14 protein-coding genes and 1 CRISPR repeat array are annotated in these 16,880 nt (G+C 56.1%); of the genes, 3 read left to right on the top strand and 11 right to left on the bottom strand.

The window, feature by feature from the left end; genetic code table 11:
• Nucleotides 1-43: 43 nt before the first annotated feature.
• The 11 genes from IP81_RS07465 to IP81_RS07420 all read right to left on the bottom strand — a co-directional run bounded on the left by IP81_RS07465 (nucleotide 44) and on the right by IP81_RS07420 (nucleotide 13,167).
• Nucleotides 44-1,048: a hypothetical protein gene (locus IP81_RS07465; protein ID WP_054107362.1), complete on the bottom strand. Its 1,005-nt coding sequence runs from the start codon at nucleotides 1,046-1,048 to the stop codon at nucleotides 44-46.
• A 507-nt stretch (nucleotides 1,049-1,555) separates the two neighbouring features.
• Nucleotides 1,556-2,164, bottom strand: coding sequence for a YafY family protein (locus IP81_RS07460; RefSeq protein WP_054107361.1), 609 nt, complete (start codon nucleotides 2,162-2,164; stop codon nucleotides 1,556-1,558).
• Between the two features lie 143 nt (nucleotides 2,165-2,307).
• Nucleotides 2,308-2,562, bottom strand: coding sequence for an McrC family protein (locus IP81_RS20120; protein WP_231626265.1), 255 nt, complete (start codon nucleotides 2,560-2,562; stop codon nucleotides 2,308-2,310).
• A gap of 14 nt (nucleotides 2,563-2,576) precedes the next feature.
• A CRISPR array of direct repeats spans nucleotides 2,577-4,630; the repeat unit is 31 nt; unit sequence GTTTCAATCCACGCCCCCGTGAGGGGGCGAC.
• Between the two features lie 178 nt (nucleotides 4,631-4,808).
• Nucleotides 4,809-5,099: a CRISPR-associated endonuclease Cas2 gene (gene cas2 / locus IP81_RS07455; RefSeq protein ID WP_054107360.1), complete on the bottom strand. Its 291-nt coding sequence runs from the start codon at nucleotides 5,097-5,099 to the stop codon at nucleotides 4,809-4,811.
• A gap of 12 nt (nucleotides 5,100-5,111) precedes the next feature.
• Nucleotides 5,112-6,134: a type I-C CRISPR-associated endonuclease Cas1c gene (gene cas1c / locus IP81_RS07450; RefSeq protein ID WP_054107359.1), complete on the bottom strand. Its 1,023-nt coding sequence runs from the start codon at nucleotides 6,132-6,134 to the stop codon at nucleotides 5,112-5,114.
• 7 nt (nucleotides 6,135-6,141) lie between these two features.
• The gene (gene cas4 / locus IP81_RS07445; RefSeq protein ID WP_054107358.1) at nucleotides 6,142-6,783 is read right to left on the bottom strand and encodes a CRISPR-associated protein Cas4; all 642 of its coding nucleotides are present in this window, start codon (nucleotides 6,781-6,783) and stop codon (nucleotides 6,142-6,144) included.
• Nucleotides 6,784-6,793: 10 nt separating this feature from the next.
• Nucleotides 6,794-7,729: a type I-C CRISPR-associated protein Cas7/Csd2 gene (gene cas7c, locus IP81_RS07440; RefSeq protein ID WP_054107357.1), complete on the bottom strand. Its 936-nt coding sequence runs from the start codon at nucleotides 7,727-7,729 to the stop codon at nucleotides 6,794-6,796.
• Complete coding sequence (gene cas8c, locus IP81_RS07435; protein WP_054107356.1) at nucleotides 7,729-9,495, bottom strand: type I-C CRISPR-associated protein Cas8c/Csd1; 1,767 nt, start codon at nucleotides 9,493-9,495, stop codon at nucleotides 7,729-7,731. The genes cas7c and cas8c overlap by 1 nt, the downstream gene beginning before the upstream one ends.
• Nucleotides 9,492-10,163: a type I-C CRISPR-associated protein Cas5c gene (cas5c, locus tag IP81_RS07430; protein ID WP_054107355.1), complete on the bottom strand. Its 672-nt coding sequence runs from the start codon at nucleotides 10,161-10,163 to the stop codon at nucleotides 9,492-9,494. The genes cas8c and cas5c overlap by 4 nt, the downstream gene beginning before the upstream one ends.
• Nucleotides 10,164-10,183: 20 nt before the next feature.
• The gene (cas3, locus tag IP81_RS07425; protein WP_197274564.1) at nucleotides 10,184-12,487 is read right to left on the bottom strand and encodes a CRISPR-associated helicase Cas3'; all 2,304 of its coding nucleotides are present in this window, start codon (nucleotides 12,485-12,487) and stop codon (nucleotides 10,184-10,186) included.
• A 50-nt stretch (nucleotides 12,488-12,537) separates the two neighbouring features.
• A complete protein-coding gene (locus tag IP81_RS07420; protein ID WP_054107353.1) occupies nucleotides 12,538-13,167 on the bottom strand; it encodes a type IIL restriction-modification enzyme MmeI in 630 nt (209 codons plus the stop codon).
• A 196-nt stretch (nucleotides 13,168-13,363) separates the two neighbouring features.
• Here IP81_RS07420 and IP81_RS07415 point away from each other — a divergent pair, with 196 nt between their 5' ends.
• The 3 genes from IP81_RS07415 to IP81_RS07400 all read left to right on the top strand — a co-directional run bounded on the left by IP81_RS07415 (nucleotide 13,364) and on the right by IP81_RS07400 (nucleotide 16,769).
• Nucleotides 13,364-14,383, top strand: coding sequence for an exonuclease domain-containing protein (locus tag IP81_RS07415; RefSeq protein ID WP_054107352.1), 1,020 nt, complete (start codon nucleotides 13,364-13,366; stop codon nucleotides 14,381-14,383).
• A gap of 512 nt (nucleotides 14,384-14,895) precedes the next feature.
• Nucleotides 14,896-15,315, top strand: a complete 420-nt coding sequence (locus IP81_RS07410; RefSeq protein ID WP_054107351.1) for a hypothetical protein — start codon at nucleotides 14,896-14,898, stop codon at nucleotides 15,313-15,315.
• 308 nt (nucleotides 15,316-15,623) lie between these two features.
• On the top strand, nucleotides 15,624-16,769 hold the full coding sequence (locus IP81_RS07400) for a hypothetical protein (RefSeq protein WP_231626264.1): 1,146 nt from the start codon (nucleotides 15,624-15,626) through the stop codon (nucleotides 16,767-16,769).
• Nucleotides 16,770-16,880: the final 111 nt, after the last annotated feature.

The raw sequence follows: 16,880 nt of genomic DNA, 5'->3' as shown, positions 1-16,880 counted from the left end.
TCAACGTAAGCGCCCAATTACATCAGAGTGCACAAGGCGGCGATCATTCTGGGAGACTGTGTTGCTTTAAATGCAATGCGCGATCTTCATTCCAAGGTGACTGGACCATGAAAAATAGCATGTAATCTTGGACGTCAAAAGAATCTGCGCGAAGGTGACGAGACAGTAAAACCGCCCAGATCTTTGAACAAGACTCTGTCAACTCTGGTTCCCAGTGAGATCGAAAATCGAATAAATGCTTTTGAAAAGCATTAATGGTGTCTTTTCGACCCGCAATTAATCTGGGGTAATCCCCAGCCACCGTAAATTCTTCGATACTTTTAAACGGTGGAAGTGGGTATTGGTGATGAAATGTGATTGGCACTTCGATCCATTCGAGATCAGTATATTTGCGGGGCAAGTCGCTCCACAACTGCATGCGCTCTTCCTTCGTAAGCGGGGCAACCAAAGTGTGACGCCGCAACGGTTGTTCCTGCGGGAGTTGAGATTGTGTGGGCGCAACCTGATCGATCAAAGCCTGTTCGATCGAAACTTTTTGTGGCTCGCCTTCTGATTTGCTCCGGTAGGACCGGATTATATCCAGTAGTTTTGATGCAAGATTCCTGCTCGGAACCCTCACGTCATGTTGTTTCATGCCCACCGCCAACATGGCCAGGACCAATTGTACCATGTAATGGGGAATAGAATTTGGTTCAGACCTTATACCGGCGGCAGCAATTATCAGCTCATCCCGGACGGCCTCCTTCCTCGCAGCGAGGTCTCCATTTATCCGAAACAGAGCAGCTTGAGCTGCTGACAAACCTTTCAGACGGGATGCCAGATGGCCCATATAGGCAGCGCCTTTTGCATCTCCCATCCCTGAATCCCATTCAGGTACTTCTTCAAAATCGCGTTCCAGTTCGGCGATTGCCTCACTTACAACGCTGAAAGGCTGGCCCCCATTATCCCAGTCAAGAATTGCCTGATTGAGTTTGTCGAACTTTTGTCGCCACTCCCATTCCGCGTTCGCTAGCACTTTAAACCGCGCTTCATTTTTTGGTCTGGCCATCACGCATGCCTCATCAAAACTATCAGATTATGACTATCCGAATGATTTTCATTCATATTAAAACGGTTAGTATATGGCAATCTGAGATATTTTGATGCTATCAAAACTTGCAGAATCTCAAATGACTGTAATTTTGATGCCAAAACCCAAGCATCTTCACCCTTAAAAAAGTGTGAAGAGAAAATAGGCGCAATACCGTAAAGTTGGGCGAAGCCCATCTTTACCATGCGCCACTCGCTTTCAGCTCGGGTGGACCGGCATTTATCAATGCCGTGGTGCTCACCGTGACACACGTTGAGAGGGCGTTACGCGGTAACGTTTGCGGTCATTCATGACCTTGGTTCTTGTCGGACCGGGGGCCGACGCTTAGTCTTCAAAGGCAGCTTTACAGCTGCCCTGCCTATCACGAGCAACGTGAAATTTTGACCGGGCGGAAAAACTGGCCGGGAGCATAGGCCGAATGCGGGTCATCCGCCGTAGCCTTGCCTTCACGATGCAGGCCCAGTTTCAGGCGGCAGCGCTATTGGCCAAGCTTTGCAAAAGGGCCAAGCGCTGGTTTCGGAAATCGCGCGGCTGTTGTGTCAGATCACTTATCGCGCGAACGAAGAACTGGCGGTTGTCTTCACGCTTCTCGCACCAGGCCAGAAGCTTGATCCCTTGAGGCGGGTGGACGAGCGCGAGGGGCTGGACGGTGCGCGATGTTACCTCACCTTCCCGATCAGTGTAGCTGAACGAGACGGGGCGGCAATCGCGGATGGCCGTGTGCAATGCCGGAAGGTTGGCACTGGTGATCTGATCGCGTTCGGCGCTGCCATAGCCATAGGCGGCTGATGCCACATCGAACAGACGATAGACCCTGGCCAGCATCGCGCCTTCGGGATCAGTGCTTTCCAATCGGGCGAGCACGGCGTCTGCCTTGCTGGCAAGTACAGGATCGCCAAGGTCACCTGCCCGGGCAAGGCCGCGTAGCGTTGCATCGCGCAAGTCTGCGTCGGCTGCATCGTTTTGCGTGCTGCGGGCTGCTGCAACATCGCCGATGCCCAACGCGGCCAAAGAGCCGGTCATGCCCGTGGCGAAGGCCCGGCGCGTCAGGGCAAGTTTTTGATCGGCACTCACAGCCTTATCTCCATTGGCGTGATCTTGTTTTATCGGAACGGCGTCGCAACTTCAAATTGTCGATTCCGGCATCACCCAGAAATCAATAATCGCGCTGCACTCCCTTCTTGATAGCCAACACACCGATTTGCCGGTGACCATTTTCAGACAGAGGCAATGGAGCGCAAAGCTTCCTTGATGTTGCCCAAGCCGGAGATGTCTATCGTGGCGGCAGAAAGTTGCTGCCCCACTGGCGGCACCTTGTAACTTCCCAATACCCCCGGCAATTCAGTCAACGCGCTGTGGTGAGGGTAAAGCAGCGTCAGCGCATCACATTGATAGAGCTGGCCGTGTGCCATCATCTGATAAACGTCCGACTGCGATACGCCATGTTTGGGATCGTCAACGCGCGGCCACACGCTCGATGTGCGGTGTTTCAATCCACGCCCCCGTGAGGGGGCGACGCCTCGATCAGGATAACCTTGGCCGCCATCATTTGTTTCAATCCACGCCCCCGTGAGGGGGCGACAAGGCGAATCGGATTACCTATCAACCTTCACGGCGGTTTCAATCCACGCCCCCGTGAGGGGGCGACCGGCAATGTTGACGCCATAGGCCGCAAGCTTGGTGTTTCAATCCACGCCCCCGTGAGGGGGCGACTCGGCTTGGTCGGAACGCAAGACGACGGGCTAATGTTTCAATCCACGCCCCCGTGAGGGGGCGACTCGTGCCCAAAGATATCCTTGGCGCGTTGTAATGGTTTCAATCCACGCCCCCGTGAGGGGGCGACATTATCGCGTGGCTGTCGTGTGCTTCAAGCAGGGCGTTTCAATCCACGCCCCCGTGAGGGGGCGACGTGGACGGGCCAGAAGCCTACGGGGTCAGCCAAGTTTCAATCCACGCCCCCGTGAGGGGGCGACTTGCGCTTTTCATCATCGGTAAGGCTACCGGCGTGTTTCAATCCACGCCCCCGTGAGGGGGCGACGGGCGCGGCGGATCAACCGCCACCACGACTTGCGTTTCAATCCACGCCCCCGTGAGGGGGCGACTTGCCGTCGCCCCGGTGGTTGAACAGCGCTTTGAAGTTTCAATCCACGCCCCCGTGAGGGGGCGACTTGTGACATGCGATCTGTATTGCGTAGATTGGTATGTTTCAATCCACGCCCCCGTGAGGGGGCGACACATCCGACCGAAAAACCGCGTCGATTGATGGCTGTTTCAATCCACGCCCCCGTGAGGGGGCGACATTCGATCACTTCGCGGCGCATGCGCTGATCATTGTTTCAATCCACGCCCCCGTGAGGGGGCGACGCTTCGGCACAGGCAAAGGGCGTGAACGGATTGCCGTTTCAATCCACGCCCCCGTGAGGGGGCGACTCACGGGCGACCGTGGCACGGGCAAATCATCGCTGTTTCAATCCACGCCCCCGTGAGGGGGCGACAGCTTGACGGGTTGCCAGCCCTTCAATTGACTGCTGTTTCAATCCACGCCCCCGTGAGGGGGCGACCCGTGATTTTGCGGATTTGGCGCAAAGTCGTATCGTTGTTTCAATCCACGCCCCCGTGAGGGGGCGACCGGCCGAGCCGCAAGTCTTCGCGGTTCATGACCAGTTTCAATCCACGCCCCCGTGAGGGGGCGACCATCATGCCGCTAGAAACGCCTTGCACGTTCGATGTTTCAATCCACGCCCCCGTGAGGGGGCGACAAACGAGGCGGCAACGCTTGAGGGCATCGAGCGCGTTTCAATCCACGCCCCCGTGAGGGGGCGACACTGTGGCGACGTTGCTCGAACGGGATCATTTGGCGTTTCAATCCACGCCCCCGTGAGGGGGCGACCGTTGAGGTCTTTGCGTGGGAACGGGTATTCGATGTTTCAATCCACGCCCCCGTGAGGGGGCGACGTCCATGGGTACTCGTTCGGCAAGCTGGTCTAGCGTTTCAATCCACGCCCCCGTGAGGGGGCGACCAAACCGTAATCAGCCTTGTTTGCCCAATTGGCCGTTTCAATCCACGCCCCCGTGAGGGGGCGACGAAGTAGATTTGCGCTCGTTGACGCTGCTGACTTGTTTCAATCCACGCCCCCGTGAGGGGGCGACGGCAGGCTCTGAAGTGTTTTCAGTGCTTGGTGGTGTTTCAATCCACGCCCCCGTGAGGGGGCGACATTCCGAAAGCGGCGGCGATGTTGTCGCGGTTCGGTTTCAATCCACGCCCCCGTGAGGGGGCGACTCGATCAGCACCGAACGCCTGATCGCGTCTGTAGTTTCAATCCACGCCCCCGTGAGGGGGCGACATGCTGTTGTTACCGATCCGCCTTATGGGATTGGTGTTTCAATCCACGCCCCCGTGAGGGGGCGACCTCGCTTGATGCGTGGCGTCATCGCCCTGATTTTGTTTCAATCCACGCCCCCGTGAGGGGGCGACCGGCGAGATCGGCGCGGTTGTCGATCGGCATCAAGTTTCAATCCACGCCCCCGTGAGGGGGCGACAGGGTGCTGAGTAACACAATGAGAAAGAACCGAAAAGTTGGTGGTTTGCGCGAACCTCCGTATAATTCAGATTGCTCACTGCCAAAGCAACTGCATGGAGTGAAAAAATCTTCAAATTCAATTGGATGGAAAGCGCGCGAACGTCCCGGAAAAATGGCATCCACTTATGGTTCGCGCATCAAAATAACAAAGGACCATGAAGGTCAAGACTCGCCTTTGCGCCAACATGCTCGATCCGCTTACGGCCCTCGGCGCCCAGTCGATAAAACCGCAAAGAATCACAATTGGCGTCAATTTCGCCAATCAGTCGAGCACGTAGCGCCGTCCATTGGGCAGGGTCAACTTCACATTCGAACACTGAAAATTGCACTCGCTGCCCAAAATCGAGGCAAGCCTTTGCAACCCGTCGCAGGCGCCTTCTTCCCGCATGGTCTTCGGTTTTGACGTCATAAGTAATCAGAACCAGCATCGCGTCGTGTCTCTATTTCCATAAGAAGCCCGGATATCCATCCATATCCCCGCGCAAATGCCTCGCCAGCATCTGGGCTTGAACGTGGGCGATAAGTCCAAGGGGCATATCCTCACCCAGAAATGGATGGCGTAGCGTCTGTCGCTTTCGTTCGGAAAAGGCAGTCAGGACAGTTTTTCGCCCGGCCTCGTTTAGAAGCACTCCTCCTGTCTCGCTTGTCTCAAAATCCGAAACAGCCAACTGTCGGCGGTTAATAAGGCTAAGTGCCAGACGGTCAGCCAGAACCGGGCGCATCTCTTCCATCAAATCAAGCGCCAAACTCATTCGTCCAGGCCGGTCAGCGTGAAGGAAGCCGATTGCCGGATCGAGACCGACACCTTCCAGCGCGCCACGGCAATCGTTGCCTAGAATGGAATAGAGGAATGACAACAATGCATTGGCTCGATCCAGCGGCGGTCTGCGTGATCGGCCTTGGAACGCAAATTTTGGATCTTCATGGCGGATCATCGCGTTGAACGCTCCGAAATAGAGCGCCGCGCCTTCGCCCTCACACCCACGCAACATGTCGATGTCAGTGGCAGCAAGAGCATGGCGAGCGATGTGTGTGATCCGTTTTTCTGCATCAGCCAGCGACCCGGCATCGCCGTAGTCACGCAGCGCCCGGCGCATAACCGTGCGCTGATTGGCCAGTTTGGCAGCTACGATGCCCTTGGCAATAACTAATGACTTTGCCGGGTCATCAGCAGTGCGATGTTGCGTGCGGCGCACTAGTACATTGCCGCTCCGCGGGCCTTCGACGCGAGCAAGAAATCGACCATGTTCGGTCAGAAATGAAATGGTGACACCCGCTTCTGTGCAGGCGTTCATCAGTGAGGGCGAAATCGAGGCGCGACCGAGACACACCAACCCGCCAATGACATGGATTGGTGCGCGGCCACGCTCCTGCTTGTCCACCTCGACCACGATGTTGGCCCCGTCCTTGCGGCAATAGGCGCCTTCGGATGTGACATAGATCGTGTTGAGGTGGCGTCGCATAACAGCTTCAGCTTTCTATCATCCGGGCCAGCCATTTCAAAACGTTCGGCGGGTTCATCATACGCTTGGGGCGGCACAGCTCCGCCATCGAACAGGCCCTGCACAGCTTGGCGGCCCATACCGGCGCCGGAGTGCGGCCCGCGCGTACCATTTCGCGCGCATCGCGCGCAACCTGCGTGGTGAGCGCCCGCAATTCAGCATCGATAGCCACTGGATGCCGACGACGCACTGCTCCGTAGAAAAGCATACCTTCGGGCACCTCCACGCTGAACATTTCTTCGAGGCAAAGCGCCTGCGCACATAGCTGCACCTCATCTGCGCGGTGGGCTTTGGGCTTGCCACGCTTGTATTCCACCGGAACAAGCACCTGCCCGCGTTTCTCTACGACATCGGCAACTCCGGCGACGCCCAGTGCGAAGGATCGCAACTGAACGCTGCGCAGTGTCTGCAACCCACCGCGCCGGTCGGCTTTTCCACTATCCGCTTTCTCATGCAGAATGCGCCCCTCCGCCGTCGCCGAGTTTTCCGCCCACAACCGTTCGACATGGATCAGCGCGCACTGGCGCGGGCAGAACAGATAGTGCTGAAGCGCGGAAATCGGCAGCAGCAAATCTTCTGCGGTGGCATCGGGCGGGAGTGCAGGATACATGAACCGATCCCTATAGGTCGAGTATTTCCACCCCGGCTGGCAGGTTAGAACTGTCCACCACCACTTTATAATCACTGAAGGTGCGGGCAGAAGGATAGTTGTGTGTGCGCTGATCACCGACGGGCACGCTTTCACCGTTATAGACGCGCTGTGCCGTGACCCGATCAAACAATTGGTGCGCAGGCGCATTGCCCATGCGGTTTTCGTGTTTGAATACAATCAGACGGCGCTTGGAAATTTCACCGCGTGCAGCCGAACGATCATGATCGAACATATTGCTCAGTGCTTCCCACAGCAAAGCCAGATCATCTTCCGAAAAGCCGGTGCCCTTGGTCCCTTGGGCAAGTGGGGCAGAGACGAAGCCATGGGCGCGATAAAGGCCATAAGGGACGATGTGCTTGCGGCCCATGGTGCGAATGTCGCCTTTTTCCTCGGCATCCTTTTCCGTGGTAGCAGCCATGCGGGTGATAGAAATTTCCAGCGGCATGACCGGTTCTAGTGACCGGGCAAAGGTAAACTGGACCGGACCTCGAACCTGACCACAATTGACGCCTGTGCTCATCACCGCACCGAATGTGCGAACATCGTAGAAATTGGCGCACATCCATGCGGTCAGTTCGCGGGCCTTGGCCTCATCCTTGGGAAGCTTTTTCAGCTCTTCGGCCTTGGTCACTTCGGGCAAGACAGCGTCCCACGCCTTTTTGTTCTGAAGATTCAGGATGGCGCGTTCACCGACATAGATTTCATGCCCCGCCCCTCCACCCTTGGCGAGGGCCACATAATTGCGGACCTTCCGCTTCAGGCACACATCGGTCACCAGTCCCTGATTGGTTTCAGGATCGACGCGCGGCAGGTTGCCAGCGTCGGGATCGCCGTTGGGATTGCCATTGGTGACATCGAAGAAGAACACGAAATCATAGCGATTAGCGATTGGCTGGCTGGTCATTATGTTGTCTCCTCGCCTTGAGCGATTTCGTTGGTGTCAGGGGATTTGGCAAACCGACTGGCGCGCTGGTGGTAATAGCCGATGGCGAAGCGGGCCTGATCTTCGATGCGAAGAGAGCGCGGCAATCCGTGTTCAACGCCTGCGATAATTGCTTCCAGGCGCTTTTCATGACCACCCGCCTTGCCGTCTTTGCGCAGACCCGCAAGGTGATTCATCGCGTTACGGATCAGCACCGGAAAAGTGCGTGCGGGCGCGGATGAGGCCGAACTATAGAACTGATCCCGGATCGTGGCGTTCAGCCCTGGCAGGGCGTGCTGCTGGATCGCCTCCAGTTCGGCAAACCAGCGGCCCAGCCGGTAGGCGGGGTTTGTGTCCTGTTCATCGAGCGCCACGGGCACCTCCTTGGGGTTGTCAGATGAAAGTCTTGCTTCACGAGTCAGAATGCCGCGCAGAATGGCGGCACGCATCGAGCTGACATCGCCCTGTTCCGCGCGGATGCGGATCAGGATCGCGGACATCAGGCTGCGCGGATAACGGGTGCCGTTCAGGATCGCGCGCATCAGTTCGCCGCCCAGCAACGGCGGAATATTCTCGCCTTTATGCTGCGCAGCCGTTTCGATAAGCAAGTGCCATGCTGATGGCGGCCAGACCTTTGGCGGCGGGACGATAGCCATATCCCGCCAATGTTCGCGGATGAGCCGTTCCAGATCGCCGAAAGTGCCATCATACCAGAAGCGCACTGACAGGCGGGCGGCATTGGGGGCAAGGCCGAGGATGTAGAAGCGGGTGCCGGGGTTCAGTTTCGGATTGAGCGTGGAGGCAGGAAGGCCTTTAGCGACGGCTTCAAGTTGCGCCTTGAGGTTCGTTGCTTCTTCCTTGTCAGTGGGTGGTTCAAGGAACATGGCCGCGAATGCATCTGCTGCATCGGCGGCTTCTGCATTAGCCCCTCTGGCATCCGCCCAGAACACCGTGGTCGTATCGCCAACCTGAATGCGGTTGCGACTGCCTTTGTCCAGCATCCGGTTCAGCGCCGCGCCGTAGCGCGCTGTCGCCTCTTCGGATACTGGGGCATTGGCACCCTGTTCCTTGCCGTAGGATGTAAATGCATCGAGGTTGAAGGAGACAAGGCTAGCACCGGAACTTTGTGCGCCCCGCACCCCCTTGATCGAAGGATGCAGCCGCGCCGCTGTGCCACGCTCTCCGGTGACGAGACACAAATCATCGGCCTCACCATGCGGCACCGAAGTCACCAGCGCGCGGGCAGCAGGGCGATCATAATCATGGATGTATTCACGCACACCATCCAAGCGAAAGACGACGTTGGCGTCTTTCATTTCGTCGGTGAAATGGGGATTTTCATCAAATTGTTCTGGCGTCCAGCCTTCAAGGAAGCGACGCAGTGCCAGTAAACCCGCATCCTCTGCATTGGCAAGCAACACTTCATGGGCAGTCTTGAATGCCTCATGCTCACGCGCCGTGCGCTTATCTTCGCCAGCCGTTACGCCCAGTACATAGGCGGTTTTGTCCCATAATTTGTTGGGAGCGATCCCGCTGGCGCGCTTCTTGGCGGCAGGTACGTTCATCAAACTGGGAACGAATTTCCCCTTCTCGTTTGGAACGCGAACATCCTGCACATCGGCCACCGCGCCTTCCGGGGTCAGCAAAATGGCATAGCTGATCTTCTCTCGCGAATAGCCGGGCGGCTCTGCTTCCCCCCGCCCAGCCATACGATCATAATAGCTGTTCAGCGCCTGAAGGATTGTCATCCGATCACATCCCCGCTGTCCAGCGGCGGCACGGCCATCACGCCATCGACCAGAGCGGCGCGGAAGAAGTAGGGTGTATGATCGTTCGCATGGTCAATATCATGCAGCATCCAGCCAAGATCGCGATTGCGCTGATCGGCGGGAAGTTTGCTTTCGGGCAAATCGCCCTCCACCAGTTCAAAATGCGCGGCGAATTCGCGGGTGCCAAGGTAGGGCCGATGGAAGCATTGCCCAGCGCCCGCGCGACGGTTGAACATGGCGATGTGCTTGGCGTCCGTATCACCTTCGCCAGCCATGTCGGTCAGTTCGAAATGCGCCTCGATCACATAGGCGGGGGTGAGCAGCACGGTGGCGGCGCGCTGCTGGCGATTTTCATCCACCGCCAGCCCTAGTCCATTGGTATCCCTCCGGTTCATTGCCGATTTGACCGAACCTGCCGGTATCTGCGCGCCCACTTCATTGCGCCGTATCGAGGTAAAGCGGATCGGCTGGAGCACATGAATGGCATCCACCACCCACAAGATTGCCGGCTTCCAGTGGATCGCCTCTAGTATGCCCCGCGCAGCAGAGGGCGTCATCACATCATAAGACACCCGCTCGACCTTCATCTCTGGGCGAGTCCAGCAGGCGTGATCACCCCAGACGTGAAGTTTTATGCCGAAAGACATGCGTGAGGCTCCCTGTTCGGCTAACTGATTATGTTGCTTTCACTGGATCGAAAAGTTGTATCTTGCCAATCCAACCCACTTTTGGAAGAATATAGTTCAAAATTCTCAAGAAGAACGAATTGATCCGCAAATTTTTCCGGTTCAACGTACCGTGCTGCACCTGATGATATAAGATCGTTACATTTATTGCGCGGAACCGGCACAGAGTAGAGCGCAAGCTTGCGCGCAATGGCACCGGGACGTTCGACGAAACGCAAGCTGTTTATCAGGCTTTCGACCGGTTCCAGCGGACCTTCAGCATGATATGGGACGATTACCGGTTGCATCGTATCGTCAACAAACCGGAACGCGCTGGCTATTTCTGCAAAGGGAAAGTTAAGCGCGCTCGCGGTATCTTCAATAGCGCTCAATATGCCCTGCGTCTGGTTGGGCTTGTCACCCAAAATGGCCGCGTCAAGCTGATCCGGTCCCTTTGACCAATAGACTTGCGCAAAATAGGCCTTGATCGCTTCCAGCCCCAACGGGTCATCTCCATGTGTTCGCAACACTTCGCGCGTTGCCGCCGCGAATTGCTCAATGGCGGGCGGCGGCTTGCGGCCACCGACTTCATCTGGGCGAAACACATTGACGATACCCTCGGCCCGCAACCCCTCGCGATTGCACCGCCCTGCTGCCTGCGCGATGCTGTCCAGCCCGGTCATCGCGCGCCAGACGGTGGGAAAATCGACGTCCACCCCGGCTTCGATCAACGATGTCGCGATCAGACGGACAGGCTTTTGATCCTTCAGATCCTGCCTGATCTGGGCCAGCGCGGCGCGGCGATGCAGCGGGCACATCAATGTCGTAAGGTGCCGGGCGCCGGGCGCATCCTTGATCCGCGCGAACAGATCGCGGGCATGGGGCCGACTGTTGACGATGCACAGCACCTGTTCCTGCGCGCGCATCTGCTCAGCCAGCGCATCATCGCTCACCGGTTCTGGCGCGATTGCCACCCGCACCCGCTTAAGCTGCCGGTACAAGTCATCGGGATCAGGTGCTAGTTCGCGGACATTTTCCAGCCCCTTCCACTCAAATCCATCCTGCTTGCGTAGCGCGGGCTGGGTTGCGGTGCACAGCACGACGCTGGCGCCATAGCCGGTCGCCAGCGTTTCAATCGCAGCCATGCACGGGCGCAGCAGCGGCAACGGCAGGGTTTGCGCTTCATCCAAAATTATGACGCTCTTCGCCAAATTGTGCAGCTTCCGACAGGCAGAGGTGCGCGCGGCGAACAGGCTTTCAAAGAACTGAACCGAGGTCGTGACAACAATCCGAACGTCCCAATTTTCAGCATCGCGCCGCAGCTTTTTCAGCCCCTCTTTCCCTTCATCGTCAAGTTGCTCATCTCCCTTTGGATCCCATTCCACCGCGCTGTGGTGCTCCAGCACATCACCGTCGTTTCCAAGGGCATCGCGAAACACCTGTGCGGTCTGCTCAATGATCGAAGTGTAGGGAATGACATAGACGATCCGGTCCAGCCCATGCGCAATCGCATGATCGAGAGCAAAGGCGAGGCTGGTCAGCGTCTTTCCTCCGCCCGTCGGCACGGTTAGTGAAAACAGGCCGGGGGCTTGACTGGCTTGCGCTCGAACGTGGGCGAGAACGCGGCTGCGCAGGCGATTAACTTCGGTGGCAGTGCTGGCCTTGGCGGTCAGCTTTGCATCCAGCCGATCGCGCAAAACTTCCAGACTGTTTGCAAAACCACGCCTAGTTGCTTGGGCGTAGAATTGTTCTGTTGCCAGAAAATCCGCATCTACCAGTGCGGAAAACAGCATCCGGATAAAGAAGGCGCGTTCAAAGCCAGAATGTTGGCTTCTCACACTCAATGGCTCGGGCAACCTTAATTCAGATTTTTCTGGGAGCGTCCCTGCTTGGGCTTCCCAGCCTTCGTAGGCTTCTATCCGCTTGTTTTGTGAATTAAGCCGGTGCGTCAACGTTCCCGGCAAGTGCTCTGTGCCACCATCGGCCAACCCAGAATGATGCCCCGCAATACAATACGCCAGAATTCGACCAAAGCCGGCGTCGCCATAAAGGCGCACTGCTTCCCGCGCACCCGCCGTTGCATGATCCGGCCCCCTGAGCGCTCCATTTCCCCTGATATAGGCCTGAAATTCAGCAGACATTTTGCCAATATCATGTAGCCTTCCTGCGACATTACCCAAGACATTCGCCCCAAACCTGCCGGCAAATAAAGCTGCCATCTGGCCAACCAACGCCAGATGATCAGCAAGAAGTTCCCAATCATTTTCCGCATGGTGAGCTAGAGAATGGGCAAATATTGGTGCCACTGTGTCGTTTGATGAAGCAATCATAAGTTATAAGTAAAGCACGGTAACAGTCACTGAGCAATGCGATCATGTGAGAGCTCTACTTCCGGATGTGGATGCTCATTGAGGGCCAGAGCCCAACTTTTCCAGTTGTCTGCCACCAGCAGGAACGGCGGCCAGCCATGCGATACGGGCAGCGCCTTGGCATAGCGTTCGGCCTGCCCCTTGGCCTGCACCATCGCCTTGGCCCAACCCGGTGTACCGCGACGGGCGGCGCCACGCTTTACCCGCGCGGTGGCGGTTTGGCCGAAGATATCCAGATCATCCTCGCCCTTGTTGGCGGCATCACGGTCAGCCTCGCTGCCCTGCTTGGCCTCAAGGATAAAGGCGTGGCGCTTGTAGCAATCCACTCGGCCAAAGCTTTGCGTGCCATCGCCATTGTCCTGAAACACGCGGCGTTCGAACACGTAATCGTTGTGGGCATCATCGGTGCGGCTGCCAGCGGGGGCATCAACGCCAAGGATCTGGCACAAACCGTTGATAAAGCTTTGCGTATTGGCAAGTTCAGACCCGCCGGTATCGCGCCAGTCGGCGATGAACTTATCGATTTGGGCAAGGTCGGTCATCAGTCCAACGATAAAGCACAGCACTGACAGCCAAGCAACGCCGGGTGCCACCACGATGGCGGATACGGTGGCCATTTACGGCTTTAACGAGTCAATCATGCAATCACTGGGGGAGCCGCCACAGTTGCCACCGCTTTGCTTAAGCGGATGGAAAAGGGAAGCCGGGAGCATCTTTGAGAAAGTGAAATAGGCGGCTGAGCCGTGTGAGGGGAAAAGAGATTTCCTCGCATGCGCTCGGCTGAATTTAATACTTTAGCAAAGGAAATTAGTCTTGGATAATACTTCAAACGGCGCTGGCAGCGGTTCTGGCAGCAACATCGAACGTGGGCCGGATGACGGCTTTGACCAGACACCGGTCGAGGGATTGAACGCCGGGCCAGGCGCTGAATTGCTGCGCACCCTGGATATCGGCACAGGAGGTGGGCACTATTTCAACGATGTCAGCTGGAATATGCGGTCCATCAGGTGCGTGGGAACGCCGGAATTGCTGGTCAGGCCGCGCAGTGACGGCAGCAATGGGCCATTGTGCCGGGTCGGTATCGTGGATTGCGAAGCTACGTCCACCGATCCAGAACGGGCAGAACTGTTCGACCTTGCTCTGGCGATTGTGGAAGTGGATGCCAACGGCGTGATTGTCAGCCTGACAGCGTTCGAACACGCGCAACGTGATCCGGGCAAACCCATTCCGGCAGATGTTGTGCGCATCACCAGAGTGACCGATGCGATGGTAGCGGGCAAGCAGTTGGATCACGCGCATTGGGAAAGCCTGCTGTGCAGCTGCGATTATCTCGTCGCCCATAACGCTGCTTACGACGCAATTTTGCTTGAACGCTTGCTCCCAAACATCTCAGGCGCGCGCTGGGCCTGTTCGATGACGCAAATCGATTGGACCGGCCATGGCTTTGATGGCCGAAATCTTGGCTACCTGTTGATGCAGGCGGGTTTCTACAATTCCGCTCACCGGGCCAGTGCTGATGTCATCACGCTCCTGCATCTTTTATCATGGGCCGAAGACTTCGTGCCGGTGATGCATGAATTGCTGACCAATGCTGACAAGGATAGTCTTTTGATCGGTGCTTATAAAGCACCGTACTCGTCAAAAACTGTTTTGCGTGATCGCGGTTATAGGTGGAACGCAATTGACAAGATCTGGATGAAGGAAGTCGATCTGGAACTTGCCGAGATCGAGCGCCGCTGGCTGTATCACGAGGCTGGGTGCATTTCTCCCCTGATCATGCCGGTCAATGCGCGTCAGCGGTTTCGGCGCATGCGGTTGCCCAGCCCCCGGTGAGCGTGGGCGGATCGGTTTGATCAGAACAAAACCGGCCTCAGACCAAAACCCAGCCAAAGCCACACCGACGGCCACACAGCGATGTGTGGCCGTCGGCGTTTGCGGGAGGACCCGTGCTTCCCAAGCCAGGCGTCATGATGTTCGCAGGGCAAATGCCCTGACAGAGCCGGGAGCCGACAGCAGCAGGAGGTTGAATTGAATATCGTGGTGACGAGGAAAATTGAGCTTCGACCATGATCATCAGGAACATCCGCCAAAGGAGAACAGCGCCATGAAGTAGGATTGAACATCAACCAAGAGCGGCAAGCAGTCGGTCGATCAGCATAGATCGGTCAGGGCCATCGCCGCTGATACGCGCATACCAAGCACTAAGATGACCCGCAAAACCGCCCAAATTCGGGCGGTTTTTGCCATTTAAGGATATCAACAATGAAATGCTTTCCCGTTTGCGACATTGAAACCTGCAGGCCCCCCTTCCTGCACGACGCCTATCACTACGAGGCGGCAGCAGAATGAAGCGCTCTGACAAAAGGCTTTGGGACGAAATGGCCAAGGCACGTGGCCTCGTCTTTCTTCGCCGCTATGAATCGCCCAAGCTTGATGCGGTTTGCATCGCACCGCCCTACAGCCGCCGTGCCAACTTTATGTTCGTCAATAAAGACTGCGATTTTCAGGGCGGTTTTCAATGTTGCGGTGACATTTTGCAAATCCGGTGCAGCATCCCGCACAGCGCTGTCGCTTCGCTTACAGGCAGGCCGTTGAGTGATCTGATCGACCTTTCCTGGGTGCTCGCTGGCAAATACACGATCAGATACGCCGGTTACACAGACTGCGACATGTTGATGATCCGCTTGGCCGAGCGGATCAGGGTCAAGTATCGACGCCATGAATTTCTGGAGACGAAAACCGGCATGGCGTTCAAGACGCGATGAGAACAAGAGCGGGGATTGCCTGCGATTGTAAGCAATCCCCTTGCTATTCGTGTCGTCAAACACAGGTTCCAACCAAAAATCGACATTCAGAATCGTAGATGTGAACCCGCTTGTGGTCGCATCCTGCAGATAACAAGACCAATACGAAAAATAAGAGCTTTGTCAGACACAATTTGAAAGAAGCCTTTTATTTGTACCTAAGTAAAATGTGTGTCGTTTTGATACGGGCCCAAAAGCGATAATCAAAAACTTTGTAAATGACAACATCAATCCCATGACAGAAACATGTCATATAACAGGAGGCTGACATGATTTTTTATAAGACTATTACATTTTCTTCAATAATATCGAATATTGGTATTTCATGCTACAATAATACGCATATATTTCGAGGATATACTTTTGAATGTAGTATATCCCCGGCAGCTAGTCAACAAATCACAACACCGGCACGTCCTTTGTTATTGCCCAGTTGGTCCACAGAATCCTTTGTTTCAATTGCATCCTGGCCACTTAGTCGAAAAATTTTCTGGCGAAATCCAGCGTGGGTCAGCATAGCGCCGGCCGAGTTTGTGCCAAATGCAGCCGTTGCAACGAAACAACGGCGCAACGCCTCGCGCGCGGCTTTGGCTACAAGTGTGCCCAACGCAATCCAGTATGATCAGTATTACACGACGGCAATGCTTGCTCGCGCGCTCTATCAATTCGTCCTGGAACGATACCATCCTGGCCTTTACCTAATGCTGGAACCATGTGCCGGAGACGGGGCATTTTTCAAGCTTATGCCTTACGGCAGCCTCGCCTGTGATATCGACGCGAAATACCCTGGTGTTATTCTGTCCGACTTTTTTGCAATAATGGTACAGAGTGAGCGGCCGGTCATGACTATCGGTAATCCGCCATTTGGGCGAAACGCAAGCTTGGCAGTCGATTTCTTCAACCATGCGGCAACCATGTCAGACGTGATAGCTTTTGTGCTGCCTCGCTCCTTCCGGAAGCGGAGCGTGCAAAATCGCCTGCACCGCAACTTTCACCTCGTCCACGAAAAGATTGTGGAAGGTTATGCGTTTCTTTTCATGGGTAAGCCCTGCAACGTGCCAGTGGTGTTCCAGATCTGGGAATACCGGGATGACGAGCGCCGTCTGCACAACGTCAAAACGAGCCACCCCGATTTCAAGTTCGTAGCGTCAGACGAGTCCACAACGTCAGACAAACCAGACTTTGCCATCCAGCGGGTTGGGGCGCGGGCTGGAGATATCCACCATGACTTCTCCAAGAGCAAAAATGCGCACTACTTCATTCACGTTGTCGACCGGTCGCCAGAAAACGTTGCGTACGTCGAACGGATCATGGGCTCGCTCAACTTCGCCAAAATGGTCCGAAACGTCGCAGGCAATCCCAGCTTGGCGAAATCCGAGATTGTGGAGCTGTACACCGCAGCTCGCAAAACTTGATCAACACCACACTACGTCACTGGACGAGACAAGGAGAAACTAACCGGCCTTCTAATCCGGGCAAGCCACGCCCGTATGCATGATACGCAAGCCCGAATGTCAGACCGAACC

The organism is Novosphingobium sp. AAP83, from assembly GCF_001295795.1.
Taxonomy (GTDB): domain Bacteria; phylum Pseudomonadota; class Alphaproteobacteria; order Sphingomonadales; family Sphingomonadaceae; genus Novosphingobium.
The sequence above is the reverse complement of the archived record's forward strand: the minus strand, read 5'-3'. Positions and strand labels throughout refer to the sequence as shown.